This is a genomic window from Nonomuraea angiospora, from assembly GCF_014873145.1.
Lineage (GTDB): Bacteria > Actinomycetota > Actinomycetes > Streptosporangiales > Streptosporangiaceae > Nonomuraea > Nonomuraea angiospora.
In genome coordinates this window covers 7,360,973-7,387,408 of record NZ_JADBEK010000001.1, presented here as the reverse complement: position 1 = coordinate 7,387,408, position 26,436 = coordinate 7,360,973, and the positions used below count along the sequence as shown (strand labels likewise).

Here is a 26,436-nt window from a genome sequence, read left to right as displayed (position 1 = left end):
TCGCGTGTTAGGTGAAACTTTTCGCCCTTTGATGGCAGTCGTCCGGTGTCGAGCCCCGAGATTGGGCCCCACCGAAGTTGTGAAGACTATTGCGCATTCCTTGTGAATGCGCTGAAACTTCTCTTCGTGATCGCGCTGCGCACCCTCCTCGCCGCCTTCGCCGTACTCGCCCATCTCGTGACCTCCACTTCCTCCGCCGCCGCGGCCGCCTGCACGCCTGACCCCGCCACCCCGAAGCGCCAGCTCAGGGCCATGTGGATCTCCACGGTCGCGAACATCGACTGGCCCAGCGCCACGGGGCTGACCGCGGCCAAGCAGCAGGCCGAGTTCCGCGCATGGCTGGACCTGGCCGTGCAGAAGCGGATGAACGCCGTGGTCGTGCAGATCAGGCCCACGGCCGACGCGTTCTGGCCGTCACCGTTCGAGCCGTGGTCGCAGTGGCTGAGCGGCACCCAGGGCGGGAACCCCGGGTACGACCCGCTGGCCTTCATGGTCAACGAGGCGCACGCCCGCAACCTGGAGTTCCACGCCTGGTTCAACCCGTACCGGATCGCCAACCACACCGATCCGACAAAGCTCGTGTCCACGCACCCGGCGCGGCAGCATCCCGAGTGGCGCTTCGCGTACGGCGGGAAGCTCTACTACAACCCGGGCATCCCGGCGGTCCGCGCCTTCATCGAGGACGCGATCATGGACGCCGTCTCCAAGTACGACGTGGACGGCGTGCACCTCGACGACTACTTCTACCCCTATCCGGTGGACGGCCAGGCCATCCCCGACTCGGGCACGTTCAGCCAGTACGGCGGCGGGTTCGGCAACGTCGCCGACTGGCGGCGCAACAACGTCAACCTGCTCGTGCAGGAGCTGGGCCAGCGCATTCACGCCGCCAAGCCGCACGTGTCGTTCGGGATCAGCCCGTTCGGCATCTGGCGCAACGCCGGGACCGACCCGCTGGGCTCGCGCACGTCCGGGCTGCAGTCGTACGACGCGATCTACGCCGACAGCCGGAAATGGGTCAAGCAGGGTTGGGTGGACTACATCGCGCCCCAGATCTACTGGCACATCGGCTACTCCGCCGCCGCTTACGAGGTGCTCACGGCCTGGTGGTCCGACCAGGTGCGGGGCACCGGCGTGCAGCTCGTCGTGGGCCAGGCCGCCTACCGCGCCGGCGCCTCCGGGCAGGACGCCGCCTGGCAGGACCCGGCGGAGCTGAGCGACCACCTGACCGACAACCGCCGGCATCCCGAGGTGGCCGGGGACATCTTCTTCAGCGCCAAGGACGTCAAGGCGGACCGGATCGGGTCGTTCACCCGGGTGATGAACGCCCACTACACCAAGCCCGCGCTGCTGCCCGCCCGCGGCTCGGCGGCGGCGCCGGCCGCGCCCGCGATCACCTCGGCCACCCAGGGCTCGGGCGGCGTCCAGCTCGCGTGGACGGGCTCGGGCACGTACTACGCGGTGTACCGGGTGAACGGGTCGCAGTCCACGGCGGACCCGTGCTTCTTCGCCGACGCCCGGAACCTGGTCACGACGACCCGGAAGACGTCCTTCACCGACGCGTCCGCCGCCTCCGGGGCGTTCACGTACTACGTGACCGCTCTCAACCGCACCCACCAGGAGAGCCAGCCCAGCGCGGGCAAGCCCGTGGGGTCGCCCGGCGACGCGTTCAGCGTCGTGATCGACAACTCGGACGCGGGCTTCACCGCCGGCTCGAACTGGGGCACCTCCGCCTTCTCCGGGCAGCGCCACGGCGCCGACTACCGCTTCGCCGACCCGGTCTCGGCCAGCGATCCCGCCTGGTACCAGACGACCATCCCCAGCGCCGGGAGCTACCGGGTGGAGGTCTGGTATCCGGCCGACCCGGGCTACAACAGCGCGACGCCGTACATCGTCGCCGCCTCCGGCGGGAACCAGACGGTCACCGTGGACCAGCGCAGCGGCGGCGGGCAGTGGCGGGTGCTGGGCACGTACACGCTGGCGGCGGGCACGTACAACGTGGTCGGGGTGAGCCGGTGGACCTCGGCGACGGGCTACGTCATCGCCGACGCCGTCCGCGTCACCAAGGTCTGACGCCCCCCGGTCGGAGGCTGGGCAGGGCCGGTGCGTGATCGTACGATGAGCCGGTGGACGGTGTCCGTCCGCGGCCGATCGACGCGGTCGCGGTCCTGGTCGCGGGAGGCTTGACGCTGGCGACCGGCTACACCGGCCCGGTCCTCGTGGTCCTGCTCGCGGCGGCGGTGCCGGTGCTCTGGACGCGCAGGGCGCCGCTCACCGTCGCCTGGGTCAGCGCGGGGACGGCGATCGCCCTGCCCGTGCTGTCGGTGGTCTGGCACGTGCCGCTGCCGGACGCGGCGCCGCTCTGGCCGCCCACGTGCGCCTTCGCCGCGTACGGCGCGATGGCGTTCGCGGCCGAGCGGCATCGCGGCATCCAGCGCTGGCTGCCGGTGATCATCCTGGCCCTGGCCGTCCTGTCGCTGCCCGACCGCCTCCCGCTGATCCTGCGCACCGAGGCGGCGCTCGCCCTGGCCACCCTGTACGGCATGTACGTGGCCGTCAGGGAGCGCCTGCGCCGCGAGCTGGCGGAGCGGGCCCAGCGGGTCGAGCGCGAACGGCTGGCGGGCGAGATGCACGACGTCGTGACCCACCGGGTCAGCCGGATGGTGCTGCAGGCGGGGGTGCTGGCCATGGCGGCGCGCGACGAGCGCGCGCGGGCGGCGGCGGAGGAGATCCGGGCGACCGGGTTCGAGGCGCTGGACGAGCTGCGTCACATGGTGGCGCTGCTGCGGCGCGGCACCGGCGAGGGCTTCGACCTGGGGCTGCCGCTGCCCGACCTGCGGCCGCTGGTCACCGAGTCGGCCTGCGCGGGCGTCCCCGCGGAGCTGGTGGTGGACGGCACGCCGGTGCCGGTCTCGGGCGTGGTGGGGCGCACCGCGTACCTGGTGGTCGAGGAGGCCCTCACCAACGTCCGCAAGCACGCGCCCGGGGCGGAGGCGCGGGTGCGGGTGCGCTATCGCCCGGGATCGGTACGGATCGCCGTGTGCAACACCCCCGGCGAGCCGGACGCGTGGGTCGGCGGCGCCGGGCCCGGGATGGGGCTGCTGGACCTGCGGCGGCAGGTGGAGCTGGTGGGCGGCACGCTGGAGGCCGGGGAGGAGCGGGAGGGCGGCTTCCGCGTCGAGGCGACGTTCCCCACCTCGTAGGTCACCGCCAGTCGTTCAGCAGGCGCTCGAACTGGGCGTTCGCCTCCGCCGGGTCGTAGCCGGGCAGGGCCTCGCGCATGAGGTCCTCGGTCTGGCGCTGGGCGTCCGCGCACGCCTCGCCCACCGCGGCGAGCGTCTGCTCGGCCAGCTCGTGGCTGTTGAGGCGGATCGCGCGCGGGCCGTACCGGACGTCCAGGACGCGCCCGTTGACGTCGACGGTCGCCTTGACCTGGCCGGCGGCAGCCTCGCCGGCGCCGACGATCTTTTCGAGGTCCTCCTGGGCCGCCTCCAGCCAGGCCAGCATCCGCTCACCCTGGCGGGCGACCTCGTCCACGTCCTGTTCCCTGATGTTGGCCGGGTCGTAGGGATGGCCGAACACACTTGCCTCCGAGCCTAGAGAAGATCGCGGGTCACCTGCTCGACCCGCCGGCGTACGAACGTCTCGTCGAGCGGCTCGGGCAGGTTCGCGGCGCCCATGGCCTCGTCCGCGAGCACTGCCGCCTTGCGAGCCGCGTCCTCCTGCGCCGCCTGGAGCACGGCGGTCACCTCGCGTCCGAGCGCCGCCTCGCCGAGCCGCAGGGCGCGCGGGTCGATGCGCAGGCGGGTCAGCCCGCCCTGGCCGTCGGCGGCCGCCTCGATCAGCCCGTCCTTGCTCTTGGCCAGGCCCTCCAGCTGCCGGATCGCGGCCTGTGCGGCGCGCAGGTCACGGATGGCCCGCCGGCCCTGGGCGAAGTAATCCTCCAGGTATGCGGCGTCGTTCTCGGGCGTGGGGAAGGACATGGCGACCTCCGGTGGTCAGGAGAGCGGACCAGGTGGCCAAGTCTAGACACACCCCAACAAGATCATTACTCGGCGATGTAGATCTCATTAACGCCAAATCTTGCGCAGACCGTGATACGTCACTATATGGTCATTCGCCATGACGGGACTCGAGATCGCTCTGGGGGCGGTGGGGCAGGAAGCCTCGCGGATCACGGCCCATGGGGAGGACTACGACGCCGCTCTCCAGCCGCTCAAGGCACGTGGGGACGGGGTGTCCTCCTGGGGGGATGACGGCCTTTTCGCCGTGTTCACCAACGCGTACGCCGAATGCCGCGCGACGGCGATGGCCGCGCTCTCCGGACTGTCCATGGAGATGAGCGGGACCGGTGAGGGCCTGCACGCCGTGGTCAGGAACACGGCCGGGACGGAGGCCGCGAACGTCCAGAACACCGAGCAGCTCGGCCGCACATGGGTGTAGTGCTGCCCCCGGCGGCGGCCGGGATGATGGCGATGCTGGGCCCGTGGCCGAACCTCGACGAGGACGACGTAAGGGCTGAGGGGAACGCGTCCCGAGTGGCGCAGGCCGCGAGTGTGCCGGCCGCGAGCGGGGCCGACGCCTCGATGCGCGGGGTGCAGCAGGTCTACCGCGGCGAGGGCGGCGCCAGCGCCCAGGCCCACTGGGCCAGGACCGGAGCCGACGGCGGCCACCTTGCCCAGGCCGGCAACGCCATGAAACTCGCCCCCGCCGCGCTGGACGCCGGCGCCGCGGTCGTCTCGGCGGTCAAGGTCGCCGCCGGCACCCAGGCGGTCTTCACCACGGTCGCCGTGTACAAAGCGCTGGCCTTCGGCGGCGCAGTCGGCGTCAGCTACGCCACCGCCCGCACCCTGATGGCCCGCAAAGCCGTCGGCAAGATCTTGCACGAAGGCGGCGAAGGCACCGGCAAGGTCATCGCCCCCATCATCCGCCGCCGCATCACCGAACCCATGCGCCGCGTCCTGGACAACCTCCGCCGCCCCGGCGGTCCCGGAGGCACTCCCGCACTCGCCGGCGCAGGCGGCCGCAACGTGCCGATGCGCCCGGCCGCCGCGGGCCGCGACCACCTGGACAACCCCAACGTCGCCACTTTCGGTCGCAAGAATCGCAATAATAATAATAATAACAATAACAACAATAATAATAATAACAATGGCAATGGCGACCAGGGACAACAGGGCGGAGGGCGTCGCGGCCGGGGCAAGAAGAGCGACGACTACGGGCTCAACCAGCAGAACCGCAATCCGCATGACAGCAACGCGCGCAGCTCCTCCAAGGACAAGCACGAGAACGCCGCCAGTCACGGCGGGCGGCGTAAGATTCCGCCGAACCCGAACAAGCGGAAGAAAAACTAATGGCTGACCGCGACAGCGCCATCCGGGAGGTGCGACGTGAGCGTTGACGATCTGCTCGCCAGGGCCGACCGGCTGGCTGAAGAGGACGACCTCGAGGCGGCCGCCGCCCTCTACGCCGAGGCGGCGCGGCAGGGGGCGCCCGGCGCGGCGACGCGCCACGGCGAGATGCTGTTCCACCTCGGGCAGGACGAGGCGGCCGAGTCCGTGCTGCGCGAGGCCCTGGCCAAGGGCGAGCCGGACGCCCTCGACTGGCTCTCCGACCTGTTCGTCGAGACCGGGCGCGGCGCCGAGGCCGCCCTGCTCCAGGAGCAGGCGGACCGGGCGCTGCGGGCCGCCACCATCTGGGCCGACGCCGTGGGCGACCGCGAGCGCGCCGAGGCGTGGTACCGGAAGGCGGTCGAGCGAGGCGAGCGCGGCGCGCTGAACGACTTCGGCTCGTTCCTCAGCGAGGACGACTCCCGCCGGGAGGAGGCCGAGCAGCTGTTCCGCCGGGCCGCCGAGCAGGGCGACGCGCTGGCGTTCAGCAACCTGGGCGGGATGGAGCTCGACCGCGGCGACCCGGAGGCGGCCGCCGCCTGGCTGCGCAGGGGCCTGGAGCTCGGGGACCAGACCGGGTCCACGGCGCTGCTGAAGCTGGCCGCGGCCGAGGAGCAGATGGGCGACACCGAGGCCGCCCGCGCGCTCTACGACCGCGCCGTGACGGACGGGGTGCCCAACGCGCACGTCACGCGGGCCAGGTTCCTGGCCGACCAGGGCGAGACGGAGGCGGCGGAGGCCGACTTCCGGACGGGCCTGGACGAGGACGAGGAGGGCGCCCACTATTACTACGGCGAGTTCCTCGCGGCCAACGACCGGGTGGACGAGGCGGTCGGGCACCTCAACCAGGCGGTCGAGGACGGCTCCAACGCCGCGCACGAGCAGCTGGCCCTGATCTACCAGAGCCGCGGGGCCACCAAGGCGGCCGAGGAGCACTTCAAGGAGAGCATCGCCGCGGGCTGGCTGAGCGCCGTCTACGCGTACGCGGAGCTGCTCAGGCAGGAGGGCCGCGGCGACGAGGTGGCCGCCCTGGTGCCCGAGGCGGAGCGCCTCGGCGCCAGCGCTGAGCAGCTGGAAGAGCTCACCGGTTAGCCCGAGGTCGGAGGCCGGAGTCCTACCAGGGGACGAGCGGAAGCGTCCCATGGAAGGATGCCCGGAGCCGCTTGCCGGGCGAGTGTTGAGGTATGAATCGACTCGCCCGGACGGCCGCCTTACTCTTCGCGGTCGTCCTGCTCGCCTCCTGCGGCGCCCGGAGCACCGCCACGCCAGCCGGTCATACCGGTCACACCGGTCATGCCGCCAAGGCCACGGTCGCGGCGCCCCCGCTGCGGGCCGGTGAACGGTTCGTCAACCTGACGATGGCGGAGCCGTACACGCCGAACCCGCCCAACGGCGGCACGGACGACTACCGCTGCTTCCTCATCGACCCCAAGCTGGCGAGCAAGGTGTTCCTGACCGGCGCCCAGTTCCAGCCCCAGAACCTCGACCTCGTCCACCACGCGATCTTCTTCAGGATCGACCCCGAGCACGCCGCCAAGGCGCGCGAGATCGACCAGCGCACCCCCGGCCAGGGCTGGACGTGCTTCGGCGACGACGGCGTCGGCGACTCCTCATGGGTGGCGCACTGGGCCCCCGGCACCAGCGAGACGCTGCTCGACCCCAAGTACGGCTACGAGCTGCCGCCGGGCAGCCAGCTCGTCATGCAGGTCCACTACAACCTGCTGGGTGTCGAGGGCAAGCCGGGCACCGACCGCTCGGGCATCCGCCTCCGCGTGACCGACCAGCCCCTGCGGCCCCTGGAGACCGCCCTGTTCCAGGCCCCGGTGGAGCTCCCCTGCACGTCGAAGGAGTCGGGACCGCTCTGCGACCGGGCCGCCGCGGTCGAGGACGTCGGCGCCAGGTTCGGCGAGGAGCTGAAGGACCAGGTGGCGATCCTCACCAAGTACTGCGGCCCGGTCGAGCCGGGGCCGACCCAGCACTGTGACATGCCCATCAGGGGCACCGCCACGGTCCACGCCATGGCGGGCCACATGCACCTGCTCGGCCGCGCCATCAAGGTCGAGCTCAACCCCGGCACGCCGAAGGCCCGGACGCTCCTGGACGTGCCCGACTACAACTTCGACGACCAGTCGCTGCGGGTCCTGCCCAAGCCCGTCACGGTCAACAAGGGCGACGTCGTACGGGTGACGTGCACGCACGACGCGGGCCTGCGCGCCCTGCTGCCCCAGCTGCAGAAGCTGCCGCCCCGGTACGTGGTGTGGGGCGACGGGACCAGCGACGAGATGTGCCTGGGCATCGCGATCGTGACCCCCGGAGCCACCTGACCCCGGAGCTGCCCGACCCCGGAGCCGCCTGACCCCCGAGCTGCCTGATCCCCCGAGCCGCCTGGCCTCAGGCGGCGACGGGTCCCTGGCTCTCCCACCGGGTGAGCACCGCGCGGTGCCCGGTCTGCAGCCCGGTGCGCGGGTCGATCGCGAAGTCGCCGAACAGGGTCGCCGTCTCCAGGCCGGCGGCGGCCGACCACAGCTCCGCCCGCCCGGTGCCACCCGCCCGGTCGGCGCAGTGCGTCGCGACGATCGCGGCGGCGACCCCCTGGACCGCGATGTAGTTCGGCGGCACCCCGGTCCGCTTCTCGTAGGCCGCGACGAACTCCCGCTCGGAGATCCCGAAGGCCGCCTCGCCCGCGCCGCCGGGGAACCACTGGCCGACCCCGTAGATCCCGCGCGGATCGTCGACGGCCGCCCCGAACTCCCGCACCCCGGCGGCCACGGCGCAGATGGTGCGGGCGCGGGCGGCCCGCCTGACCACCTCGACGTCCTCGTCGAAGGTCCCGGCGCAGAAGAGATTCCAGGGGTCGTCCACCGGGCCGCCGAAGACCACCGGGATGCCCACCGCGTGCGCGGCCCGCGCCGCGCCCTCCGCGACCTGCAGGGCGAAGCGCCCCTTGCCGCTCACGATCCGCAGCGGGCTGTGGTCGCCGCTCTCCGCGAGCCGGCGGACGAACGGCTCGGCGTAACGGCCGGCCGGCGTCTGGACGGAGACGACATGTCCGGGGTGGGCCGCCTGCACGTCGTCGCCCGAACCGCCGTGGTTCCAGATCAGCATGTCGAGCGCCGCCCCGATGTGCCCCGCCCGCCGCATGAGCTGCGTGGAGTACGGCCCCAGCAGCAGATCGCACTGGCCCGCCAGCCGGGGGAGCACGACGTCCAGGGAGCCGGGCTCGCTGTGGTCGTCCTCGATGATCAGCTCCACGGACGGGTGGAAGGACTGCCAGACTTCGAGGCCGAGCCGGACCTGCCCGCCGAAACGGGAGTGCTTGCCTGACAGGGAGGCGGGCACCCCGATGCGGAGCGGCGAGGACGTCATCCCGTTCTCACTCCCCACTCAGCAAGGCAATAACCCTGACCTGGGCATTCGGTGGTTCGCCGGCCTCGTGAGCGGATAGGGACCACCACGTGAGCGAGGAGATTCTCAAGGCCGAGGGGCTGCGCAAGACCTTCCCCGGCGTGGTCGCCCTCGACGGCGTGGACCTGAGCCTGCGCACCGGCGAGGTGCACGTCCTGCTGGGCGAGAACGGCGCGGGCAAGAGCACGCTGATCAAGATCCTCTCCGGCGCCTACCGCCCCGACGAGGGCCGCATCCTGATGGACGGCCGCCCGGTGCACCTGCGCACCGCGGGCGACGCGCAGCGGCTGGGGATCTCCACCATCTACCAGGAGTTCAACCTCGTCCCGCAGCTCACGGTCGCGGAGAACCTCGCGCTCGGCCGCCCGCCGCGCAGGTTCGGGTTGGTGGCCACCGGGCGCATGGAGCAGCAGGCCAAGGCCCTGCTGGAGCGGGTCGGCGTGGACGCGCACCCGCGTACGCCGGTCGCCGGGCTGGGCATCGCGCGCATGCAGATGATCGAGATCGCCAAGGCGCTGGCGCTGGACGCCCGGGTGCTGATCATGGACGAGCCCACCGCCGTGCTCACCACCGGCGAGGTCGCCCGGCTGTTCGCGATCGTGCGGCAGCTGCGCGAGGAGGGCGTGGCGGTCGTGTTCATCACCCATCACCTGGAGGAGATCGCCGAGATCGGCGACCGGGTGACCGTGCTGCGCGACGGCAGGTCCGTGGCCCGGGTTTCGGCGCACACCGGCCGGGACGAGCTGGTCGCCCTCATGGTCGGGCGGCCCGTCGGGCAGCAGTACCCGCGGCGGCCGGCCCGGCGGGGCAGGCCGCTGCTCACGGTGTCCGGGCTGACCCGCAGGGGCGCGTTCGGCGACGTGTCGTTCGAGGTGCGGGCCGGCGAGGTGGTCGGGATGGCCGGGCTCGTGGGCGCGGGCCGCACGGAGGTGGTGCGGGCGGTGTTCGGGGCCGACCGCTACGACGCGGGCGAGGTCACCGTGCGGGGGACGCGGCTGCCGCCCGGCGACGTCCACGCCGCCATGGAGGCCGGGCTCGGCCTCGTGCCCGAGGACCGCAAGGGCCAGGGCCTGGTGCCGCGCGCGGGCGTCGCCGAGAACCTCGGCCTGGTCACCATGCGCGACGCCACCAGGGCCGGTTTCGTGGACCGTTCCAGGCTGCGCTCGGCCGCCGCGAAGGCGGCCGAACGGCTCGGCATCCGGATGGCCGGGCTGGACCAGGAGGTGCGCACGCTCTCCGGCGGCAACCAGCAGAAGGTCGTCATCGGCAAGTGGCTGGTGGCGGACGCCCGCGTGCTCATCCTCGACGAGCCGACGCGCGGCATCGACGTCGGCGCCAAGGTCGAGATCTACGAGCTCGTCAACGAGCTCACGGCCGAGGGGGACGCCGTGCTGATGGTCTCCAGCGACCTGCCGGAGGTGCTCGGGATGAGCGATCGGATCCTGGTCATGGCGCGGGGGCGGCTCGTCGGCGAGCTGCGCGCGGCCGGGGCCACGCAGGACGACGTGATGGCCCTGGCCGTCGCGGAGGTGGCGGGTCCCCGTGCCGAGTGACGCGCTCCTGGGCCGCCGGTCACCGGCGGCCGCCTGGTTCGCCGAGAACGGCGCGCTGGCGGCGCTCGTGGCGCTGGTCGTGGCGCTGTCGCTGCTGTCGCCCGACTTCCTGAGCGTGACGAACCTGCTCAACGTCGGCGTCCAGGCCGCCGTCACCGCGATCCTGGCCTTCGGGCAGACGTTCGTGATCGTGACGAGCGGCATCGACCTGTCCGTGGGCTCGGTCGCGGCGCTCTCCGCGATCGTCCTGGCCTGGACCGCCACCGTCGCCGGCCTGCCGTGGCCACTGGCCACCCTGGTGTCCCTCGTGGTCGGGGTGGCGTGCGGGCTGGTCAACGCGGTCCTGATCGCGTACGGCAGGCTGCCGCCGTTCATCGCCACGCTGGCCATGCTCGGCGTCGCCCGCGGCCTGGCCCTGGTCATCTCGGCGGGCAGCCCGATCCCGATGCCGGACGCCGTCTCGCACCTGGGCGACACGGTCGGCGGGGTCCTGCCGGTCCCCGTGATCGTGATGGTGGTCATGGGGGTGATCGCCGCCGTGGTGCTCAACCGCACGTACGCGGGCCGCGCCATGTACGCCATCGGCGGCAACGAGGAGGCCGCCCGCCTGTCGGGCATCAAGGTCGGCCGCCAGAAGCTGGTCACGTACGCGCTGTCCGGTGGCTTCGCGGCGGTGGCCGGGATCGTGCTGGCCAGCCGCCTGGCCTCGGCGCAGCCGCAGGCCGCGGCCGGGTACGAGCTCGACGCCATCGCGGCCGTCGTGATCGGCGGCGCCAGCCTGTCCGGGGGGAAGGGCAGGGCGCTCGGCACGTTCGTCGGCGCGCTGATCCTGGCCGTTCTGCGCAACGGCCTGAACCTGCTGTCGGTCTCGGCGTTCTGGCAGCAGGTCGTGATCGGTGTGGTCATCGCCCTGGCGGTGCTCGTCGACACCCTGCGGCGCAGGGGAACCACTTAGGGGGAGAGATCATGCGGATGCTCATAGCGGGGGTCGCGCTGGCCGGCCTGGCCGCGTGCGGCGGCGGGGGAGCCACGGGCGACGTCAGGATCGGCCTGTCGGTGTCGACGCTGAACAACCCGTACTTCGTGCAGTTCCGGAACGGCGCGCAGGCCGAGGCGAAGAAGCTGGGCGCCAGGCTGACCGTCACCGACGCCCAGAACGACCCGTCGCAGCAGGTGAACCAGGTCCAGAACTTCACCGGCCAGAACATGAAAGCGATCATCATCAACCCGGTCGACTCCGACGCGGCCGTCCCCGCGGTCAAGGCGGCCGACCGGGCCGGCATCCCGGTGATCGCCGCCGATCGGGGCATCGACGGCGCCGAGGTGGCCCAGACCGTGGCCTCCGACAACGTGGCCGGCGGGCGGCTCGCCGCCCAGGAGCTGGCCAGGCTGCTCGGGGAGAAGGGGAACGTGGCCGTGCTCCAGGGCGTGCCGGGCACCTCCGCCTCCCGCGACCGGGGCAGGGGGTTCGACGAGGGTGTCGCCGCGTACCCGGACATCAAGGTCGTGGCCCGGCAGCCGGCGGACTTCGACCGGAGCAAGGGCCTGGACGTCATGACGAACCTGATCCAGTCGCACCCCGACCTCGCCGGCGTGTTCGCCGAGAACGACGAGATGGCCCTGGGCGCGGTCAAGGCCCTGGGCGCCCGGGCCGGGCAGCGGGTCAAGGTGGTCGGGTTCGACGGCACGCCCGACGCGATCAGGGCGGTCCGGGCCGGCACGCTCTCGGCCACCATCGCACAGCAGCCCAGGCTGCTGGGGCAGCAGGCGGTGGACGCCGCGGTGAAGGCCGCCAAGGGGGAGGGCATCCCGAAGGCGGTGGCCGTGCCCGTGAAACCGGCCACCAAGGAGAACGCCGACCAGTTCGGCTGAGGCTGAGCCGTTCGGCGTTCCCATCCGTCCAAGTAGGTGTGAAGAAGATGTGGCGAATCGTGCTCGTGCCGGTGCTCCTGCCGGCCCTGACCCTGTCCGCGGTCCCGGCTGCCGCTCAGGCGGCGGTCGCGCCGAAGAAGGTGCTGATCGACTACCGCAAGCAAGGCGGGTTCGCGGGGCTGGACGACCATGTGATCGTCTACGCGAACGGCTGCGTGCGGCTCAGCCACCGTACGGGGCCGGTCGTCGACAAGTGCCTGACCGGCAAGGAGCAGCGCAGGCTGCACACGTACCTCAAGGGGCTGAAGCTCGGGCGGTCCGAGCCCACCCCGCAGGGGGCCGACTTCCTCAAGTACACGCTTGTTTATGAGAAGCACCGCGTGAGCCGCTACACGCTGCCGCCGAGCTGGGAGCCGGTGGTGCAGCAGCTCGACAAGTTCATGGTGAAGTACTGGGCGCCGGACTGAGCCGGCTCTCCATCAAGTGATTGACCGAAAGGTGAGGGTGGCACTACCTTCGGCCGCATGGACAGCGGACAGGTCAACCTGATCCTGAAGGTCGCGACACAGCTGTTCGCCGCGCTCGGCTTCGACGGCACCTCCACCCGCCAGATCGCCGAGGCCGCGGGGATGAACATCGCCACCGTCAACTACCACGTCGGCGGCAAGCGCGAGCTGTATCTCGCCGTCATGGAGCGCGCGCACCGGGCGGAGAAGGCGGCCCTCGACCTGGCGCTCGCCCGCCTGCCCGGTGACGACCCGCTCGCGGCCATCCACCGGCTGCTGGACGACTACCTCGACTTCTGCGTGGACAACCCCGAGGTGCCCGCCCTGTGGATGCACCGCTGGCTCTCCGACGCCAGCGACATCACCGAGCTGGAGCGCGAGTACGTGCAGCCGCTGGTGGCCTCCGTGACCGCCGCCGTCCGGCCCGCGGTCGAGGGCGGGCTGATCGACGAGAAGGTCGATCTCGAGTACACGATGTGGATGGTCATCTGGTCCGTGCACGGGTTCGCCAAGGGGGGCGTGCTGGACGCGGAGGGCCGCCGCAGGGCCGCCGGCGACCGGGCCGCCCTGCGCCGCTTCCGCTCCCACCTGCACCTGAGCGTCCACCGCACGCTCGGCCTCCCGGGCGAGCCCCGGACGAGGGCCCGACCCACGAAGGAGTCCACGTGAACCCCGCTGGAAGGACGACCGAGGAGCTGCTGGCCGAGGTGGCCAGGCTGAGGTCGCGCGACTTACCCGTGCGCGGCGGCCAGGTGACGGCCTACGTCTACGACACCGGCCGGGCCGAGGTCCACGAGGCGGCGGCGCGGGCGTACTTCGAGCTGCTGGAGGTCAACTGCCTCGACCCGACCGCCTTCCCCAGCGTGGTCGAGCTGGAGCGGCAGGTCGTCGGCGCGGTCGCGGACCTGCTCGGCGGCGGCCACGGCATCTTCACCAGCGGTGGCACCGAGTCGATCATGCTGGCGGTCAAGGCCGCCCGCGACGCCGCCCACAGGGCCCGCCCCAACCTGGTGCTCGCCGTGAGCGCCCACCCCGCCTTCCACAAGGCGGCCCACTATCTCGGCGTCGAGGTCGTGGCCGTGCCGGTGGACCTGGAGACGTACAAGGTGCGGGCGCGGGACGTGGCGGACGCGATCGACGAGAACACGATCATGGTCGTCGCCTCCGCGCCCTCCTACCCCCAAGGGGTGATCGACCCGGTCGAGGAGGTCGCCGCCGTGGCCGCGGCGGCCGGCGTGCCGTGCCACGTGGACGCCTGCGTCGGCGGGTGGCTGCTGCCGTGGCTGCGCGCGGCGGGCGCGGCGGTCCCGCCGTTCGACCTGTCCGTGCCGGGCGTCACGTCGCTCTCGTGCGACCTGCACAAGTTCGGGTACGCCCCCAAGGGCGCCTCGGTCGTGCTCTTCGCCGATCCCGCGATGCGGCGCAAGGCGTACTTCGCCTCCGCCGCGTGGCCCGGCTACACGATCGTCAACGCGACCGTGCAGAGCTCCAGGTCGGCCGGGCCGCTCGGCGGCGCCTGGGCCACGCTGCAGGCGCTGGGCAGGGAGGGCTACCTGGAGCTGGGCCGGGCGACCCTGGAGGCGACGGTCAGGCTGCGCGAAGGGCTCGCGCGGATCCCCGGGCTGCGGGTGCTCGGCGAGCCGGAGTCGTCGCTGGTGGCCTTCGCCGGGGACGGGATCGACGTGTTCGTGCTGGCGGACGAGGCGCGGGAGCGGGGCTGGTTCCTGCAGCCGCAGCTCTCCTACGCCGGGATCCCGGCCAACCTGCACATCACGGTCACCGGGGTGACGCTCGCGGGGGTCGAGGACCTGCTGAAGGTGATCGCCGAGTCGGCCGAGGCCGCCCGGGAGCGGGGGCCCGTCGTGCTGCCCGAAGGGCTGGTCGAGCTGGTGGCGGCCACGGACCTGGAGGCGCTCGACGAGGCGGACTTCGCCGAGCTGGCCTCCTCCGTGGGGGTGGACCTGCGGCCGGAGGCGGGGCAGCCGGAGATGGCGACGGTCAACGCGATCCTCGACGCGCTGCCCGCGGCCGCCAGGGAGGCGGTGCTCGTACGGTTCCTGTCGGCCGTCTACGCTACCTGAGCGCGTCCACCGGCTCCATCCTGGCCGCCCGCAGCGCCGGATACAGCCCGGCCAGCAGGCCCACCAGGGCTCCCGCCACCGGCGCCGCGACCGCGAGGCGCACGTCCAGCAGCGGCGTCCACTGCTTGGCGGCCGACACCGCGACCACCGTGACGACGCCCAGGCTGGCGCCGATCACGCCGCCCGCGAGGCCGATCAGCGTCGACTCCAGCAGGAACTGCGCGGCGATGTGCCGCCTGGCCGCTCCGAGCGAGCGGCGCAGGCCGATCTCCGGCACGCGTTCCATCACGGTGACGAGCGTGACGTTCGCGATGCCGACCGCGCCGACCACGAGCGAGACCAGGCCGAGGATCAGGAAGAGCGCGTTGACGTCGTCCTGCGCCTGGTCGCGCGCCCTGGTGGCGCTGGGCGGGGAGATCACCTGCAGCATGTCGCCGTTGCCCGGGCTGAGCGCAGTGGGCGCCTGCCGGGCGACCAGGTCCGCCGCGCCCAGGCTCGTGTTGACCAGCACCCTGGTGACGTCCCGCAGCCCGAACTGCCTGCCCACCGTGGGCGGCACGAACACGGCGGTGCTCAGGTTCCGCTCGCGGCGCAGGTCGCCCAGGATGCCGATGACCGTGTACGCGTGCTTGCCGATGAAGATGGCCGGCGCCCGGTCGAGGCGGCCGACGCCGAGCAGCTTGGCCGCCTGGTCGCCGATCACCGCCACCCGGTCGCGCCGCTCGATGTGCCCGAGGTCGTAGAACCTGCCCTGCACCATCCTGCCGCGCGCCGCCTCGGGCAGCCCGGTCGTCGCGGCCAGCACGGTCAACGACTGCGCGGTGACCCTGGTGGGGTCCACGATGTCGTTGGAGCGCACCGACAGGTTCGCGCTGTCGTCCGACTCGGCCAGCGCGGCGGCGGACTCGACGCCGCGCAGCCTGGTCAGCCGGTCGATCGAGTCCCACTCCACGAGCGGCGTGTTCGGCGACTGCGGCACCTGCACCGTGATGGCCGTGGCCACCAGCGCGTCGAAGCGGCCGACGATCTGGTTGCCCGCGGTGGCGGCCACGCCGAGCGTGACGACCAGCGTGGTGATGCCGAGCACGGTCCCGAGGGTGGTGAGCGCCGAGCGCACCGGCCGGGCGAGCATGCCGGCCACGGCCTCCCCGAGCAGGTCGCGTACGTGCATCACCCCTCCTCCACCAGGACGCCGTCGGTGATCCGCACCCGGCGCCCGGCCCGCTCGCTGACCTCCCGCTCGTGGGTGATGACCACGATCGTCATCCCCTGCCCCCGCAGCTCGTCGAACAGGCCGAGCACCGATTCGGTGTTGCGGCTGTCGAGGTTGCCCGTGGGCTCGTCGCACAGCAGCAGCGACGGCTCGCCCATGAGGGCCCTGGCGATGGCCGTGCGCTGGCGCTCGCCCCCCGACAGCCGGTCGGGTGCGAACCCGGTCCGGTGGCCGAGGCCGACTCGCTCCAACGCCGCCAGGGCCCGCTCCCGCCTGCCCTTACGCGCCTGCCTGACTGCGCTCATGGTCGCAGCCGCTTCGGAGCTCGTTGGCTTCGCTCTCTCCCTCCGAGCTCCTCTGCTCCGGTAGATCTCGGCGAGCATGACGTTCTCCACCACGCTGCGGTGGGAGAGCAGGTGGAAGGACTGGAAGACGAAGCCGATCCGGTCGCCGCGCAACCTGGTCCTGGCCCCGTCGCGCAGGGTGGTGGTCTCCGTGCCGTCGAGGCGGTAGCTGCCCGAGCTGGGGCGGTCGAGCAGGCCGAGCACGTTCAGGAGGGTCGACTTGCCCGAGCCCGACGGGCCGACGATGGCCAGGTAGTCGCCCCTGTCCACCCGGAGCGTGACGCGGTCGAGCGCCCGGACCGGAGGTTGGGAGGCGAACTCCCTGCTGACCTCCGCCAGCGAGATCACCGGCTCAGGCACCGCTGACCACCACCCGGTCGCCCTCCTTGAGCGCGCCGGCGACCTGGACGTTCCCGTCGGCGGTCAGGCCCGTGCGCACCTCGACGTCCCTGGTCCGGTCCGTGGCGTACTCGACCCGCACCCGGGCCCGCCCGTCGGCCCCCGTGATCACGGCCGCCACCGGCACGACCAGCACCGCCTCCTTGGTGGCCCCCACCGTCACCCGCGCGGTCACCGCCGTGCCCGGCTTGAGCCCCTTCATCGAGGCGGGCGTGATCAGGACGGGCTCCGACCCGTCCTTGGCCTCCTCGGCGCCGGGCACCTTGGCCTGCTCGCCGACCGCGGTGAGGCGCGCCTTGTACGTCTTGCCCGTGTCGAGCTCGATGGCCGCCTCCATGCCCGTGCGCAGCAGTTCGGCCTCGGTCGCCTCCACCGCCCCCGTCACCGTGAACGCCGAGCTGGTCACCGTGGCGACCTCCTTCTCGACCTGCTGCCCCTGCTTGACCGAGACCTTGCGCACCCGGGCGGGCAGCTTCGGCAGGAACACCACCTCGCCGGGCGGGATGGAGGTCCCGTACGTACGCGCGAACTCCGCCAGCATCCCCTTGGCCGCCGCCACGTCCTTGCCGGCGTTGGTCACCTTGAGCCTGGTCGGGGAGAGCTGCCTGGCCTGGCGCAGCGCCTGCTCGGCGGTGGCCTTGGCCTCCTTCGCGGTCCGCACGGCCTTGCGCAGCTCCACCAGGCTCTTCTCCCTGGCCTGCCGCGCCTCCTCCGCGACCCGCTCGCGCGACTCCAGGGCCGCCGCCAGGTCGGCCTGGGCGTTCTGGACCCGCAGCTCCAGCAGGCTCGTGTCGGTGGAGGCCGTGGGCTGGGGGGTGGCGGTGGCCGCCGGCGTGGGCGGCGGTCTCCTGGCCTCGGCCAGCGCCTGCTCGGCCTCGGCAAGCTTCTCCTGCGCCGCGCGCACGGCCGCCTCGGCCGCCGCCATTTTGGTCTCGTCCTCCGGCGTCACCAGCCGGGCCTCGGCCTCCTGGAGGGCGCGCTCGGCCGCCTTCAGGTCCGCCTTGGCGTTGGCCAGCCTCATCTTGAGCGGCAGCACGTCGCGCCCCTGGTCCAGCGCCTTCTTCTCGGCGGCGAGGGTCTCCTGGGCGGTCTGCACGGCCTTGCGCAGCGTGTCGTACGCCTGCCGGTCGGTCAGCGTCGGCTGCTGCGCCTCGTACCCCTTCTTCGTGTACATGCGGGTGACGGCGGCGATCGTGGCCTGGTCGAACACGCCGGAGACGGGACCGCCGTACCCCAGCCTGCGCAGCGCCCGCTGGAGCTGCTTGACGTCGTCACCCTTGCTGCCGGGGGCGATCGTGCGGTGCATCGGCACGGACCCGCGCAGCGCGAACACCGGGCGGCCGTTGACCTCCAGGAAGACCGCGCCCTCCGCGAGCCGGCCCTGGCGCGGGGCCCGGGTGGCCCGCTGCTGCTCGGACGTGCCGCCGACCGCCCCGGCCAGGCTGACCGGCAGGGGCGAGCCGTACTCCAGCGTGCCGCTGACCACGACGGTGCTGACGAGCTTGCGGCGCTCGACGGCGGCGGTGACGAGCGAGGCCCGCGGCGCGGCGCGGCGGGCCGCCTCGTCGGCGGGGGAGCGCAGCCGGGAGCCCACGGCCCAGCCGGCGCCCGCGATGACCACGACTCCGGCGACGACGCCGGCGAGGAGCTTGCGCGGTGACTTCATGCGGCGGTCACATGCCGAACTGGGCGCTGACCTGCCGTTGGACCGATATTTCCTTCGGCAGGTAGGCGGGGTAGAAGTCCTTGCCGCACTCCAGGTCGTCGAGCGCGGCCTTGATCTCCTTGGCCAGGTACGGCTTGGCCTCGTCGGAGGTGAGCGTCGGCATGTAGTACATCGGCACTTCGTCGTCCTTGGCGGGGGGAGCGACGTCGGGCACGTCGTCCATCTGCTCCCGGCCCAGCTTGTCCTGCTTGGCGAGCCACGTCTTCTGTCCCTGATCGGACATGGCGACCGGCGCGGTGTCGCCGACGGCGTAGCCCTTGCCCTTCAGGCAGGTGGCCATGGCGGTGGCCAGCTCGACCAGCTCGGGGTCGGTGTTCAGCGTGGTCTTGCGGGCCCGGACGGAGGCCCGGAACTGCGCGCGGTTGAAGTCGTCCGTCGACTTCAGCTTCAGGCCGAGGACCTTGTTGGCCGCCGAGACCTGGCAGGCGTCCATCGCCTTCCGGTACGCCTGCATCTGCGCCTTGGAGAGCGACGACTGGATCTTCCCGTTCGGGTTGCTGTCGGGGCCGGCGTCCCGGGTGCCGAAGGTGTCAGGGTAGATGTACTCGGCGAAGACCCCGAAGCCATATTTTTCGCGATATTTCCGCATTGCCTGGTAGTTGCCAGATGCGCGGCTCTTGTCGTCCTCGGTGGCCGGCTTGTGCGGCGTCACGTACGCGACGTACTTGAAGCCCTTCTGCTTCATGCAGTCGGCCTTGGCCGCCTCGATCTGCACTTCCTTGTCCTGTGCGGTCGGGCTCGTCGGCGGCGCGGCGCTCTCGTCGGCGCCCCCGCAGCCGGAGAGCGCGGCCAGCGCCAGCAGGGCGGTGGCGGTCACGGTGAATCTGGTGAGCATGGCGAAGTTCGTCTTTCCGGTCGTGGAGGTCAGAAGGCGAACTGGGCCTTGACCTGCGCGTCGATCGCCGACTTGCGCGGTGTGAAGACCGGGTAGAAGTCCTTGCCGCACTCCAGGTCGTCGAGCGCGGCCTTGATCTCCTTGGCCAGGTAGGGCTTGGCCTGCTCGGCGGTGAGCGACGGCATGTGGATCGGCTGGTTCCCGTTCTTCTTCGCCGGAGGCGCGACATCGGGCACGGTGTCGTCCTGCTCCCGGCCGATCTTGTCCTGCTCCTTGATGAACGCGTCCTGACCGCGTTTCGACAGGGCCGTCGGCGCGGTGTCAGTGACGGTGTAGCCCTTGCCCTTCAGGCAGGTGGCCATGGCGGTCGCCAGCTCCATCAGCTTGGGGTCGCTGTCGAGCGTGCTTGCGGTCAGGCGCCTCCTGGTCAGGGCTATCTGGTTGTAGTAGTCGATGTTCGACTTCAGGGTCACGCCGAGGACCTGCTTGCCCGCCGTCACCATGCAGGCGTCCTTGGCCTTGTGGTAGGCGCCCAGCTGAGCTTCGGAGAGCGCCTCTTGGAGCTTCATGTTCGGATCTTGATTGGGGCTTGCCATCTGGGCCGCCGGGGCGTTCAGCTCCTTGGGGTAGATGAACTCGGCGAAGATCTCGAAGCCGTATTTTTCGCGATGTTTCCGCATGGCCTGGTAGTCGCCCGCGTCCCGGCGGCGGTCCTCGTCGCTCTGGGGCTGTTCTGGCTTCACCCACGCGACGTACTTGAAGCCCTTCTGCTTCATGCAGTCGGCCTTGGCCGCTTCGAGCTGGTGCTTCTTGTCCTTGGCCGCCGCGGCCGCGCTGGGGGAGGGCGCGGCGGCGGTCTCCGTGGCGGTCTCTGCGGCGCCCCCGCAGCCGCAGAGGACGGCCAGGGCGAGCAGCGCGGTAGGCAGCGTCTTCCTCGTCATGGCGGGAGACCATACTCCGTTTAACGGAGCATGGTCAATCCAGGCAGTGCCGCCGCCTCCGGAACGGCACGGAGGCGGCCCCGAGGGCCAGCACGGCCAGCAGGCCCCAGTAGGCCAGGTGCTGCCTGGTCAGGAAATCGGAGTTCACGGTCAGCTCGACCGATCTCACCAGCAGGTAGATGCCCGACGCGAGCGCCCACCGGTGGTCGCGCGCCAGATAGCAGCCCGCTACGGCCAGGCCGAACGCCGCCGCCTCCGTCGCCAGCCGGCTCAGGCTGAGCGGATACCAGGTGTCCGCCTCCATCCACTGGGGGCCCGCCCATGCGACGGCCACCACGGCCGCCGGCCACCACCATGACCGGATCCGCGGCGCCTGCCGCCTTCTCGACATGAGCACCAGCAGGCCGATCAGCACCACCGCGTACCCGAAGGCCACGGCGAAGGGGCTGCTGTCCTCGAACAGGGCCCGCCCGGTGAGGACCGACGGGTACACCGGTAACAGCGTCGGCTCGAACACCTGCCAGCCACCCGCGACCGCGACCGCCTTCACGCCCGCGACGAGCGTGAGCGGGAACGCCACCGGCAGCCGTCCGCGCAGGACGGCCAGCAGAGCGAGCGCCGACAGCAGCGTCCACAGCGGCACCGCGCCCGCGTAGGGGAGCAGCGCCGCCAGGTTGGCGGCGGCCACGGCCGTGATGCCCAGGTGCAGGCCGTCCTCCCACGCGTTGCCCGTCGCCAGGTGGACGATGCGGCTGCGCACGCCGCCCACCAGCAGGCCCCACGCCTCCCTGAGCACCGGGACGCTCCTGCCGGAGTCGGCCGACTCCAGCAGGACGTCGATCAGCTCGTCGCCGTGCGCCGCGCGGTACTGCCTCGGGTAGGCCAGCAGCAGCCGGCGGTAGCGCCGTTCGAGGGACGTCATGGGCTGGGGTGCGATGGCCGTCATGTGATGGGGCGCAGCACGAGGGAGGCGGCCTGCTGCATGCGCCTGGCCTCGGCCTCGACCAGGGACTGTCCCTCGTCGGTGATCCGGAAGTAACGCCTGTTCCGGCCGTTGACCGTCTCCTCCCGGTCCACGGTGATCACGCCCCGCTCGTTCAGGCGCTCCAGGATGCCGTAGAGGGTGCCGACCGACGGCTGCACCCGGCCGGCCGACAGTTCTTTGATCGACTTGCTGATCGCGTGGCCGTGCAGCGGCCCGGCGCGTAGGGCGGCGAGCACGAAGAACATCGGCTCGCTGACTTCTGAGGTTCCCCTGGGCATGGCCCAGATTATTACGTTCAACGGAGCGTCCGCAACGCCCGGCGGCCCCTCGCGGAGAGGCCGCCGGGCGGGCGGGGTCACCCGCAGCGCTCGCCGTTGAGGTGGAAGACCTCGGGGGACGGGTTGGGGCCCGAGGGGTTGGTGGCCACGAAGCCGAACGTCACGGACCTGCCCGGCTTGATCTTGCCGGTGCTCCTGGCCGTCACCACCGGGCCGGACTGCGACAGCGCCGCGCCCCAGTCCTGCCGGACGCGCTGGCCGCCCGCGAACGACCAGCGCAGGGTCCAGCCGTCCACGGTCTGCCTGCCGGTGTTCTCGATCACGATCTGGCCGGTGAACGTGCCCGAGCCGTGCGCCGTGTAGCGCACCCGGCAGTCAGACCGCCCGCTCTTGTCGGCCAGGAACGCGGAGACCCAGGCCAGCGGGGAGTTCCAGTTGATGGTCAGCTCGTTCGTCGCCCACGACTCGATGTCGTCGATGTAGCAGAACTGCGGCTTGCAGTCCTTCAGCAGCCGCTGCGCCAGCGGGTCCTGGATGCCGGAGTTCGGGCCGCCGGCCAGCGTGCCGCGCGGCGGGTTGGGCAGCGCCGGGTCGAGCTGGTGGGCGTACCAGCGGCTGTGCTGGTTGTGCGAGGCCACCTCGCCGTAGCCGGTCACGTACGACTGGTTGAGCGCGTTGCGGCCGAGGAGGTAGTCCATGCCCTCGCGCACGGCCGCCCGGTACTTCTCGTGGCCGGTCAGGTCGTACGCCGTGGCCAGGACGACCAGGTTGTTCAGCACCAGGTTGTTCGAGCCCCAGTCGAAGTCCGGCGGGTTGTACGGCAGCCCGTACGGGTGCGCCCGCTGGACCGCCAGATACTTCTCGGCCCCCTCGACCACCGACTGCCGCACCCGGGCCCGGTCGGGGAGGGCGTTGGGCACCGTCGCCAGGTCGAGGCGGCCGAGCTGGGCGGTGTTGCCCCAGTCGAAGCCCCGGTCACGCCAGATGTCGCCCGTGTGGTGCGGCGAGGCCAGCACGAAGTCCCTGAACTCCTTCTCGCCCGTCGTGATGAACAGCTCCGCCGCCGCCCAGTAGAACTCGTCGCTCACGTCGGCGTCGTTGTAGGCGCCGCCGCCGGTGCCGTCGTTGGGGTCGGCGTACCTGGCCGGGTTGGCCTTGGCCGCGGCCCATGCCGTGCGGGCGGCCCTGAGGTTCCTGGCCGCGAACGCCGGGTCGTACGGGGCGAACAGCCTGGCCGCCTGGGCCGCCGTGGCCGCGAGGTTGAGCGTGGCGGCCGTGGAGGTGGGGTGCAGCTCGCGCGGCTGCGGGTCCAGGTGCGGCAGCAGCGGCAGGCCCGTCCAGTTCCGGTCGTGGATCTTGTGGTGGGCCATGCCCGCGAACGGCTTGCCCTCCGGCACCTGCATGCTCAGCAGGAACTCCTGCTCCCAGCGGGCCTCGTCCAGGATGTCCGGCCGGCCGTTGCCGCTCTCCGGGATGGCGAGCTGGCCGTCCTTGAAGGCCGCCTTGTCCCGCTCGTACGCGGCCATGAGCTGGTAGACCGAGATGCCGCCGTTGACGACGTACTTGCCGTGGTCGCCGGCGTCGTACCAGCCGCCCTTGACGTCGAGGGAGTAGTCGCAGACGCCCGGCTGGCAGGGGACGCTCGCGTCGCCCTGGTTCGGCGCGACGCCGGCGTGCCCGGCGGGCCGGCCGTAGCCGGGCCTGAGGCTGTCGAGGATCTCGATGCCGCTGCGCTGGGTGTAGTAGAACTTCAGCGCGTCCGTGGGGAGCTGGTCGTAGAGGTCCGCGGCGATGTCGAACGGCCGGCTCGTCTCGCCGTCGGCCGTCAGCGTGTAGTCCTTGCCGGGCCTGCGGTAGGAGCCGAAGTCGAGCGTGTGCACGTTCTGGCCGGAGCTGGCGTCCACGCCCCTGGGGGTGGTCCGGCCCTTGGCGACCGTCTGCTTGTCGGCGTTCTTGAGCTCCCAGTCCAGGGCCGTGGTCGCGGTGGTGACGACGGTGGCGTTCTTGGGGCCCTGGGGGAGGTAGCCGACCATGTTCACGCGGACGCGCGGGCCCGTGTCGGGCTCGTACACCTCGGGCTCGGCGCCGCCCTTGAGCGACACGTCGTCCATGCAGAACCTCCAAGGCTCGGCGCTGCCGCCCAGTTGGAAGACGACCTGGGAGTTCGGCAGCGACACGGGGGCGGTGAACGTGTAGGAGTAGTCGTTGCCCGAGACGCTCAGCTCCGGGTTGGCCGACAGATACTGCGTCCACGGGTCGACCGGGAGCTGGATCAGCGCCTTGCCGACCTTGGCGGGGGTCGCCGAGGCGCTGAAGCGGTAGGCGTACGTGTCGCCCGCCACCAGCGGGATGTCGTTCTGGCCGATGATCACGTCCCACGGGTTGGCGGTGCCGCCGGGGATGTCGGCGCAGAGCCGGCCCGCGTCTATGGCGATGGTGGTGTTGCCGGTGCTCCACCACGGGGCGGTGCCGGAGTCGAAGGTGCCGTTCACGATCTGCTCGGGTCCCTCGTCCGCCAGTGCCGTCGTGGCGGGGGACAGGGCGACCATGGTGAGGAGGGCCAGTAAGGCGGCCCGGCTTCGGGTCATGGAGGTCCTCGGGGGTTGGGAGCGCTCCCAATCGGAGCCCTCCGATCCTCCTTTCCCGCCGCCGTCCCGTCAACGGCCTGCGGAAACTGTGAAACTTTCAGGCGGGGCGCCGCATCGGCCAGAACAGGGTCCCGTCCGGCAGCGCGAACGGCTCACCCTGCCGGTAGCCGTGGCGCGCGTACAGGTCGCGGTTGCGCGGATCGCTGGCCTCCAGGTACGCGGGCACGCCGCCCAGCCGGGCGTGGTGGTAGCGCAGCAGCGCCGAGCCGAGCCCCTCGTTCTGGCGGTCCGGGTGGACCGCCAGGAAGGCCAGATGGTGGTACGGCTCCGCCGGATGGTTCGCCTGGGACAGCTCGTCGAGCGCGCGGAAGCGGTCGGCCCATTCGCCCGTCGTCTCGGCCAGGCGGCGGTCGTAGTCGGGCGGCTCGGGCAGCGGCGCGGTGCGCGCGAACCAGACCGCGACCGCGGGCCCGTCGTCGATGAGGTGGATCTCCCCGTGCTCCACGGCGTGGTCGACGAGGATGCGGAAGTTGGCGGTCATGACCCGGTGTCGCTCCCTGCGCTCCGGCACGAGGTAGTGCACCACCCTCAGCCCGGAGAACGCGGTCGCGATGAGCTCCGCCACCCGTTCCGCGTCGTCCGCCGTCGCGTGGCGGATGACCGGCCGCATCGCCCACGTCTGCTGTTTCATCGCCCAGGCTCCTCACCAGCACCAGTACGAGTCGAATTTGAATTTATGGTCAAAGAGCCGGATAAACAATGAGGAATTCCCCGGTGAGACACGAAGGTGCAGGTCAGACGGGTCTTGGGTTCGCCGCGCGGCAGCCGGTACGGTCGGGATCATGAGCGCGTACCGGACCGGATTCGTGGCGGTCGTCACGCTGGCCGCGCTGACCGCGGCGTGCGGCACCGCCGTGCCCGTTTCGCGGGAGGCGGCGCTGCCGGCGGCGCCGTCCGCGAGCCGGACGCCGGCCGGAGGCGCGCTCGCGGGCAAGATCGTGGTGATCGACCCCGGCCACAACGGCGGCAACGCCGCGCATCCGGCGGAGATCAACCGGCAGGTCGACATCATCACCGGCAGGAAGCCCTGCAACACGACCGGCACGGAGACGGACGCCGGATACCCGGAGCACGCCTTCACCTGGGACGTCGCCAACCGGCTCAAGCCGATCCTGGAGAAGCTGGGCGCCAAGGTCGTGCTCACCAGGCCCGACGACAAGGGCGTCGGCCCGTGCGTCACCGAGCGGGCCGCCATCGGCAACGAGGCCAGGGCGGACGCGGTCCTGTCGATCCACGGCGACGGCGCCGCGCCGGGCGGGCGCGGGTTCCACGTGATCATGCCGGGGCTGGTCTCCGGGCACAACGACCAGATCGTCAAGCCGTCCCGGCGCCTCGGGGTGGACATCAGGAACGCCTACCGGGAGGGCACGGGCCTGCCGTACGCCGGCTATACCGGCGTGGACGGGCTGCAGACCCGCACCGACCTGGGCGGGCTCAACCTCTCCACGCGCCCTGCGGTGTTCATCGAGTGCGGCAACATGCGCAACCGCGGCGACGCGGCCAAGATGTCCGACCCTCGCTTCCGCGAGCGCATGGCCGTCGCGCTGGCCGCCGGGCTCAGGAGCTATCTGACCTAGCCTCGGCCCCGTAGGCGCGCAGGAAGGCGGCTACAGCGGACTCGGAGAGCCGTTCGAGATCGGCCTCGGTGTAGTGGTCGCCGCCGCCCCAGAACATGACCTTGTTCACCGGGACCCACAGCAGCAGGCCCACGAAGTGCTGGGCGGTCAGGTCGGGGTCGTCCAGGCGGAGCAGGCCGCGGCCGGCGAGGCGCTCGAAGGCGGCGGCCAGGGTCTCCAGCGAGCGCTCGAAGCCCTGCTGGTACCAGGTGCGGCCGAGGTCGGGGAACCGGTCGGCCTCGGCGATCACCAGCCGGCGCAGGCGGAGCACGTCGGGCCGCATGAGCACGCCGAGGAACTGGCGGGCCAGCCCGCCCAGGTCCTTCGCCAGGTCGTCGCTGTCGTCGAGCGCCGCGGAGATGAGCCTGGCCAGCCCCTCGACCTGGGTCGTCGTGTCGAGGATGATGCTCGTGAACAGCTGCTCCTTGTCGGTGAAGTGCTTGTAGACGGTCTGCTTCGAGACCGCCGCCAGCGCCGCCACCTCGTCCATGCTCGCGCCCACGTAGCCGTTGCGCAGGAACACCGGCCGGGCCGCATCCATGATCTGCCTGCGCTTACGGGCCGTGCGGCCGTCCTCTTCAGGTGCCATGCTCATCCCTTCGACGACATCACAGTACTAGACAGTTCCGTACTTATGTGAGTACGGT

At 71.7% G+C, this 26,436-nt stretch carries 26 protein-coding genes; 13 read left to right on the top strand and 13 right to left on the bottom strand.

Annotated features, from left to right (window positions below):
* Positions 1 to 126 precede the first annotated feature (126 nt).
* Together H4W80_RS33545 and H4W80_RS63885 are read left to right on the top strand one after the other, a co-directional pair.
* Positions 127 to 2,070, top strand: a complete 1,944-nt coding sequence (locus H4W80_RS33545; protein WP_318787184.1) for a family 10 glycosylhydrolase — start codon at positions 127 to 129, stop codon at positions 2,068 to 2,070.
* A 53-nt stretch (positions 2,071 to 2,123) separates the two neighbouring features.
* A complete protein-coding gene (locus H4W80_RS63885; protein ID WP_192788742.1) occupies positions 2,124 to 3,200 on the top strand; it encodes a sensor histidine kinase in 1,077 nt (358 codons plus the stop codon).
* A 1-nt stretch (position 3,201) separates the two neighbouring features.
* On the opposite strand, the gene H4W80_RS33535 is transcribed toward H4W80_RS63885, so the two are convergent.
* Positions 3,202 to 3,579, bottom strand: coding sequence for a YbaB/EbfC family nucleoid-associated protein (locus tag H4W80_RS33535; RefSeq protein ID WP_192788741.1), 378 nt, complete (start codon positions 3,577 to 3,579; stop codon positions 3,202 to 3,204).
* Positions 3,580 to 3,593: 14 nt separating this feature from the next.
* On the bottom strand, positions 3,594 to 3,980 hold the full coding sequence (locus tag H4W80_RS33530) for a YbaB/EbfC family nucleoid-associated protein (protein ID WP_192788740.1): 387 nt from the start codon (positions 3,978 to 3,980) through the stop codon (positions 3,594 to 3,596).
* A 139-nt stretch (positions 3,981 to 4,119) separates the two neighbouring features.
* Between H4W80_RS33530 and H4W80_RS33525 the strand changes: the two genes are divergently transcribed.
* The 4 genes from H4W80_RS33525 (at position 4,120) to H4W80_RS33510 (ending at position 7,711) form a co-directional block, all read left to right on the top strand.
* Positions 4,120 to 4,440: a hypothetical protein gene (locus H4W80_RS33525; RefSeq protein ID WP_192788739.1), complete on the top strand. Its 321-nt coding sequence runs from the start codon at positions 4,120 to 4,122 to the stop codon at positions 4,438 to 4,440.
* Positions 4,431 to 5,351, top strand: a complete 921-nt coding sequence (locus H4W80_RS33520; protein ID WP_192788738.1) for a hypothetical protein — start codon at positions 4,431 to 4,433, stop codon at positions 5,349 to 5,351. The genes H4W80_RS33525 and H4W80_RS33520 overlap by 10 nt, the downstream gene beginning before the upstream one ends.
* Before the next feature lie 36 nt (positions 5,352 to 5,387).
* A complete protein-coding gene (locus H4W80_RS33515) occupies positions 5,388 to 6,479 on the top strand; it encodes a tetratricopeptide repeat protein (protein ID WP_192788737.1) in 1,092 nt (363 codons plus the stop codon).
* A 92-nt stretch (positions 6,480 to 6,571) separates the two neighbouring features.
* Entirely contained in the window at positions 6,572 to 7,711 is a 1,140-nt protein-coding gene (locus H4W80_RS33510; protein ID WP_192788736.1) for a monooxygenase, read from the top strand.
* Between the two features lie 67 nt (positions 7,712 to 7,778).
* Here H4W80_RS33510 and H4W80_RS33505 read toward each other — a convergent pair whose 3' ends face one another.
* Complete coding sequence (locus tag H4W80_RS33505) at positions 7,779 to 8,753, bottom strand: ABC transporter substrate-binding protein (RefSeq protein WP_192788735.1); 975 nt, start codon at positions 8,751 to 8,753, stop codon at positions 7,779 to 7,781.
* Between the two features lie 89 nt (positions 8,754 to 8,842).
* Between H4W80_RS33505 and H4W80_RS33500 the strand changes: the two genes are divergently transcribed.
* The 6 genes from H4W80_RS33500 to H4W80_RS33480 are packed head-to-tail and all read left to right on the top strand — an operon-like array spanning position 8,843 to position 14,804.
* Complete coding sequence (locus H4W80_RS33500; protein ID WP_192788734.1) at positions 8,843 to 10,345, top strand: sugar ABC transporter ATP-binding protein; 1,503 nt, start codon at positions 8,843 to 8,845, stop codon at positions 10,343 to 10,345.
* On the top strand, positions 10,335 to 11,300 hold the full coding sequence (locus tag H4W80_RS61380) for an ABC transporter permease (RefSeq protein WP_318787183.1): 966 nt from the start codon (positions 10,335 to 10,337) through the stop codon (positions 11,298 to 11,300). The genes H4W80_RS33500 and H4W80_RS61380 overlap by 11 nt, the downstream gene beginning before the upstream one ends.
* A gap of 11 nt (positions 11,301 to 11,311) precedes the next feature.
* Positions 11,312 to 12,217 carry a D-ribose ABC transporter substrate-binding protein gene (locus H4W80_RS61375; RefSeq protein WP_225963812.1) on the top strand — a complete coding sequence of 302 codons (906 nt, stop codon included), beginning with the start codon at positions 11,312 to 11,314 and terminating at the stop codon, positions 12,215 to 12,217.
* A 47-nt stretch (positions 12,218 to 12,264) separates the two neighbouring features.
* Complete coding sequence (locus H4W80_RS33490; RefSeq protein WP_192788733.1) at positions 12,265 to 12,684, top strand: hypothetical protein; 420 nt, start codon at positions 12,265 to 12,267, stop codon at positions 12,682 to 12,684.
* Positions 12,685 to 12,741: 57 nt separating this feature from the next.
* Positions 12,742 to 13,392, top strand: coding sequence for a TetR/AcrR family transcriptional regulator (locus H4W80_RS33485; RefSeq protein WP_192788732.1), 651 nt, complete (start codon positions 12,742 to 12,744; stop codon positions 13,390 to 13,392).
* Positions 13,389 to 14,804 carry a pyridoxal phosphate-dependent decarboxylase family protein gene (locus tag H4W80_RS33480; protein WP_192788731.1) on the top strand — a complete coding sequence of 472 codons (1,416 nt, stop codon included), beginning with the start codon at positions 13,389 to 13,391 and terminating at the stop codon, positions 14,802 to 14,804. Before H4W80_RS33485 ends, H4W80_RS33480 begins: the two co-directional genes overlap by 4 nt.
* On the opposite strand, the gene H4W80_RS33475 is transcribed toward H4W80_RS33480, so the two are convergent.
* The 9 genes from H4W80_RS33475 to H4W80_RS33435 all read right to left on the bottom strand — a co-directional run bounded on the left by H4W80_RS33475 (position 14,797) and on the right by H4W80_RS33435 (position 24,804).
* Positions 14,797 to 15,975: an ABC transporter permease gene (locus tag H4W80_RS33475; RefSeq protein ID WP_192788730.1), complete on the bottom strand. Its 1,179-nt coding sequence runs from the start codon at positions 15,973 to 15,975 to the stop codon at positions 14,797 to 14,799. The two genes, H4W80_RS33480 and H4W80_RS33475, sit on opposite strands and share 8 nt — an antisense overlap.
* Entirely contained in the window at positions 15,975 to 16,721 is a 747-nt protein-coding gene (locus tag H4W80_RS61370; RefSeq protein WP_318787182.1) for an ABC transporter ATP-binding protein, read from the bottom strand. Before H4W80_RS61370 ends, H4W80_RS33475 begins: the two co-directional genes overlap by 1 nt.
* Positions 16,714 to 18,426, bottom strand: coding sequence for a peptidoglycan-binding protein (locus H4W80_RS33465; RefSeq protein ID WP_192788729.1), 1,713 nt, complete (start codon positions 18,424 to 18,426; stop codon positions 16,714 to 16,716). Before H4W80_RS33465 ends, H4W80_RS61370 begins: the two co-directional genes overlap by 8 nt.
* 7 nt (positions 18,427 to 18,433) lie before the next feature.
* Entirely contained in the window at positions 18,434 to 19,321 is an 888-nt protein-coding gene (locus H4W80_RS33460) for a hypothetical protein (protein ID WP_192788728.1), read from the bottom strand.
* A gap of 29 nt (positions 19,322 to 19,350) precedes the next feature.
* Positions 19,351 to 20,262, bottom strand: coding sequence for a hypothetical protein (locus tag H4W80_RS33455; protein WP_192788727.1), 912 nt, complete (start codon positions 20,260 to 20,262; stop codon positions 19,351 to 19,353).
* Between the two features lie 34 nt (positions 20,263 to 20,296).
* A complete protein-coding gene (locus tag H4W80_RS33450; protein WP_192788726.1) occupies positions 20,297 to 21,208 on the bottom strand; it encodes a hypothetical protein in 912 nt (303 codons plus the stop codon).
* On the bottom strand, positions 21,205 to 21,525 hold the full coding sequence (locus H4W80_RS33445) for a PadR family transcriptional regulator (RefSeq protein WP_185069235.1): 321 nt from the start codon (positions 21,523 to 21,525) through the stop codon (positions 21,205 to 21,207). The genes H4W80_RS33450 and H4W80_RS33445 overlap by 4 nt, the downstream gene beginning before the upstream one ends.
* 77 nt (positions 21,526 to 21,602) lie before the next feature.
* Complete coding sequence (locus tag H4W80_RS33440; RefSeq protein ID WP_192788725.1) at positions 21,603 to 24,113, bottom strand: glycoside hydrolase family 9 protein; 2,511 nt, start codon at positions 24,111 to 24,113, stop codon at positions 21,603 to 21,605.
* Between the two features lie 97 nt (positions 24,114 to 24,210).
* On the bottom strand, positions 24,211 to 24,804 hold the full coding sequence (locus H4W80_RS33435) for a GNAT family N-acetyltransferase (protein ID WP_225963811.1): 594 nt from the start codon (positions 24,802 to 24,804) through the stop codon (positions 24,211 to 24,213).
* A gap of 151 nt (positions 24,805 to 24,955) precedes the next feature.
* Here H4W80_RS33435 and H4W80_RS33430 point away from each other — a divergent pair, with 151 nt between their 5' ends.
* Positions 24,956 to 25,750: an N-acetylmuramoyl-L-alanine amidase gene (locus tag H4W80_RS33430; RefSeq protein WP_192788724.1), complete on the top strand. Its 795-nt coding sequence runs from the start codon at positions 24,956 to 24,958 to the stop codon at positions 25,748 to 25,750.
* Here the strand turns inward: H4W80_RS33430 and H4W80_RS33425 are convergent.
* Positions 25,731 to 26,378: a TetR/AcrR family transcriptional regulator gene (locus H4W80_RS33425; protein ID WP_192788723.1), complete on the bottom strand. Its 648-nt coding sequence runs from the start codon at positions 26,376 to 26,378 to the stop codon at positions 25,731 to 25,733. The two genes, H4W80_RS33430 and H4W80_RS33425, sit on opposite strands and share 20 nt — an antisense overlap.
* Positions 26,379 to 26,436 lie beyond the last annotated feature (58 nt).

Bases quoted from the DNA above. Each gene is read 5' to 3' on its own strand.
- H4W80_RS33530 (WP_192788740.1), bottom strand. From the start codon at position 3,980: ATGTCCTTCCCCACGCCCGAGAACGACGCCGCATACCTGGAGGATTAC.
- H4W80_RS33525 (WP_192788739.1), top strand. From the start codon at position 4,120: ATGACGGGACTCGAGATCGCTCTGGGGGCGGTGGGGCAGGAAGCCTCG.
- H4W80_RS33520 (WP_192788738.1), top strand. From the start codon at position 4,431: ATGGGTGTAGTGCTGCCCCCGGCGGCGGCCGGGATGATGGCGATGCTG.
- H4W80_RS33510 (WP_192788736.1), top strand. From the start codon at position 6,572: ATGAATCGACTCGCCCGGACGGCCGCCTTACTCTTCGCGGTCGTCCTG.
- H4W80_RS33505 (WP_192788735.1), bottom strand. From the start codon at position 8,753: ATGACGTCCTCGCCGCTCCGCATCGGGGTGCCCGCCTCCCTGTCAGGC.
- H4W80_RS61375 (WP_225963812.1), top strand. From the start codon at position 11,312: ATGCGGATGCTCATAGCGGGGGTCGCGCTGGCCGGCCTGGCCGCGTGC.
- H4W80_RS33490 (WP_192788733.1), top strand. From the start codon at position 12,265: ATGTGGCGAATCGTGCTCGTGCCGGTGCTCCTGCCGGCCCTGACCCTG.
- H4W80_RS33485 (WP_192788732.1), top strand. From the start codon at position 12,742: ATGGACAGCGGACAGGTCAACCTGATCCTGAAGGTCGCGACACAGCTG.
- H4W80_RS33475 (WP_192788730.1), bottom strand. From the start codon at position 15,975: ATGCACGTACGCGACCTGCTCGGGGAGGCCGTGGCCGGCATGCTCGCC.
- H4W80_RS33465 (WP_192788729.1), bottom strand. From the start codon at position 18,426: ATGAAGTCACCGCGCAAGCTCCTCGCCGGCGTCGTCGCCGGAGTCGTG.
- H4W80_RS33460 (WP_192788728.1), bottom strand. From the start codon at position 19,321: ATGCTCACCAGATTCACCGTGACCGCCACCGCCCTGCTGGCGCTGGCC.
- H4W80_RS33455 (WP_192788727.1), bottom strand. From the start codon at position 20,262: ATGACGAGGAAGACGCTGCCTACCGCGCTGCTCGCCCTGGCCGTCCTC.
- H4W80_RS33450 (WP_192788726.1), bottom strand. From the start codon at position 21,208: ATGACGGCCATCGCACCCCAGCCCATGACGTCCCTCGAACGGCGCTAC.
- H4W80_RS33445 (WP_185069235.1), bottom strand. From the start codon at position 21,525: ATGCCCAGGGGAACCTCAGAAGTCAGCGAGCCGATGTTCTTCGTGCTC.
- H4W80_RS33440 (WP_192788725.1), bottom strand. From the start codon at position 24,113: ATGACCCGAAGCCGGGCCGCCTTACTGGCCCTCCTCACCATGGTCGCC.
- H4W80_RS33435 (WP_225963811.1), bottom strand. From the start codon at position 24,804: ATGAAACAGCAGACGTGGGCGATGCGGCCGGTCATCCGCCACGCGACG.
- H4W80_RS33430 (WP_192788724.1), top strand. From the start codon at position 24,956: ATGAGCGCGTACCGGACCGGATTCGTGGCGGTCGTCACGCTGGCCGCG.
- H4W80_RS33425 (WP_192788723.1), bottom strand. From the start codon at position 26,378: ATGGCACCTGAAGAGGACGGCCGCACGGCCCGTAAGCGCAGGCAGATC.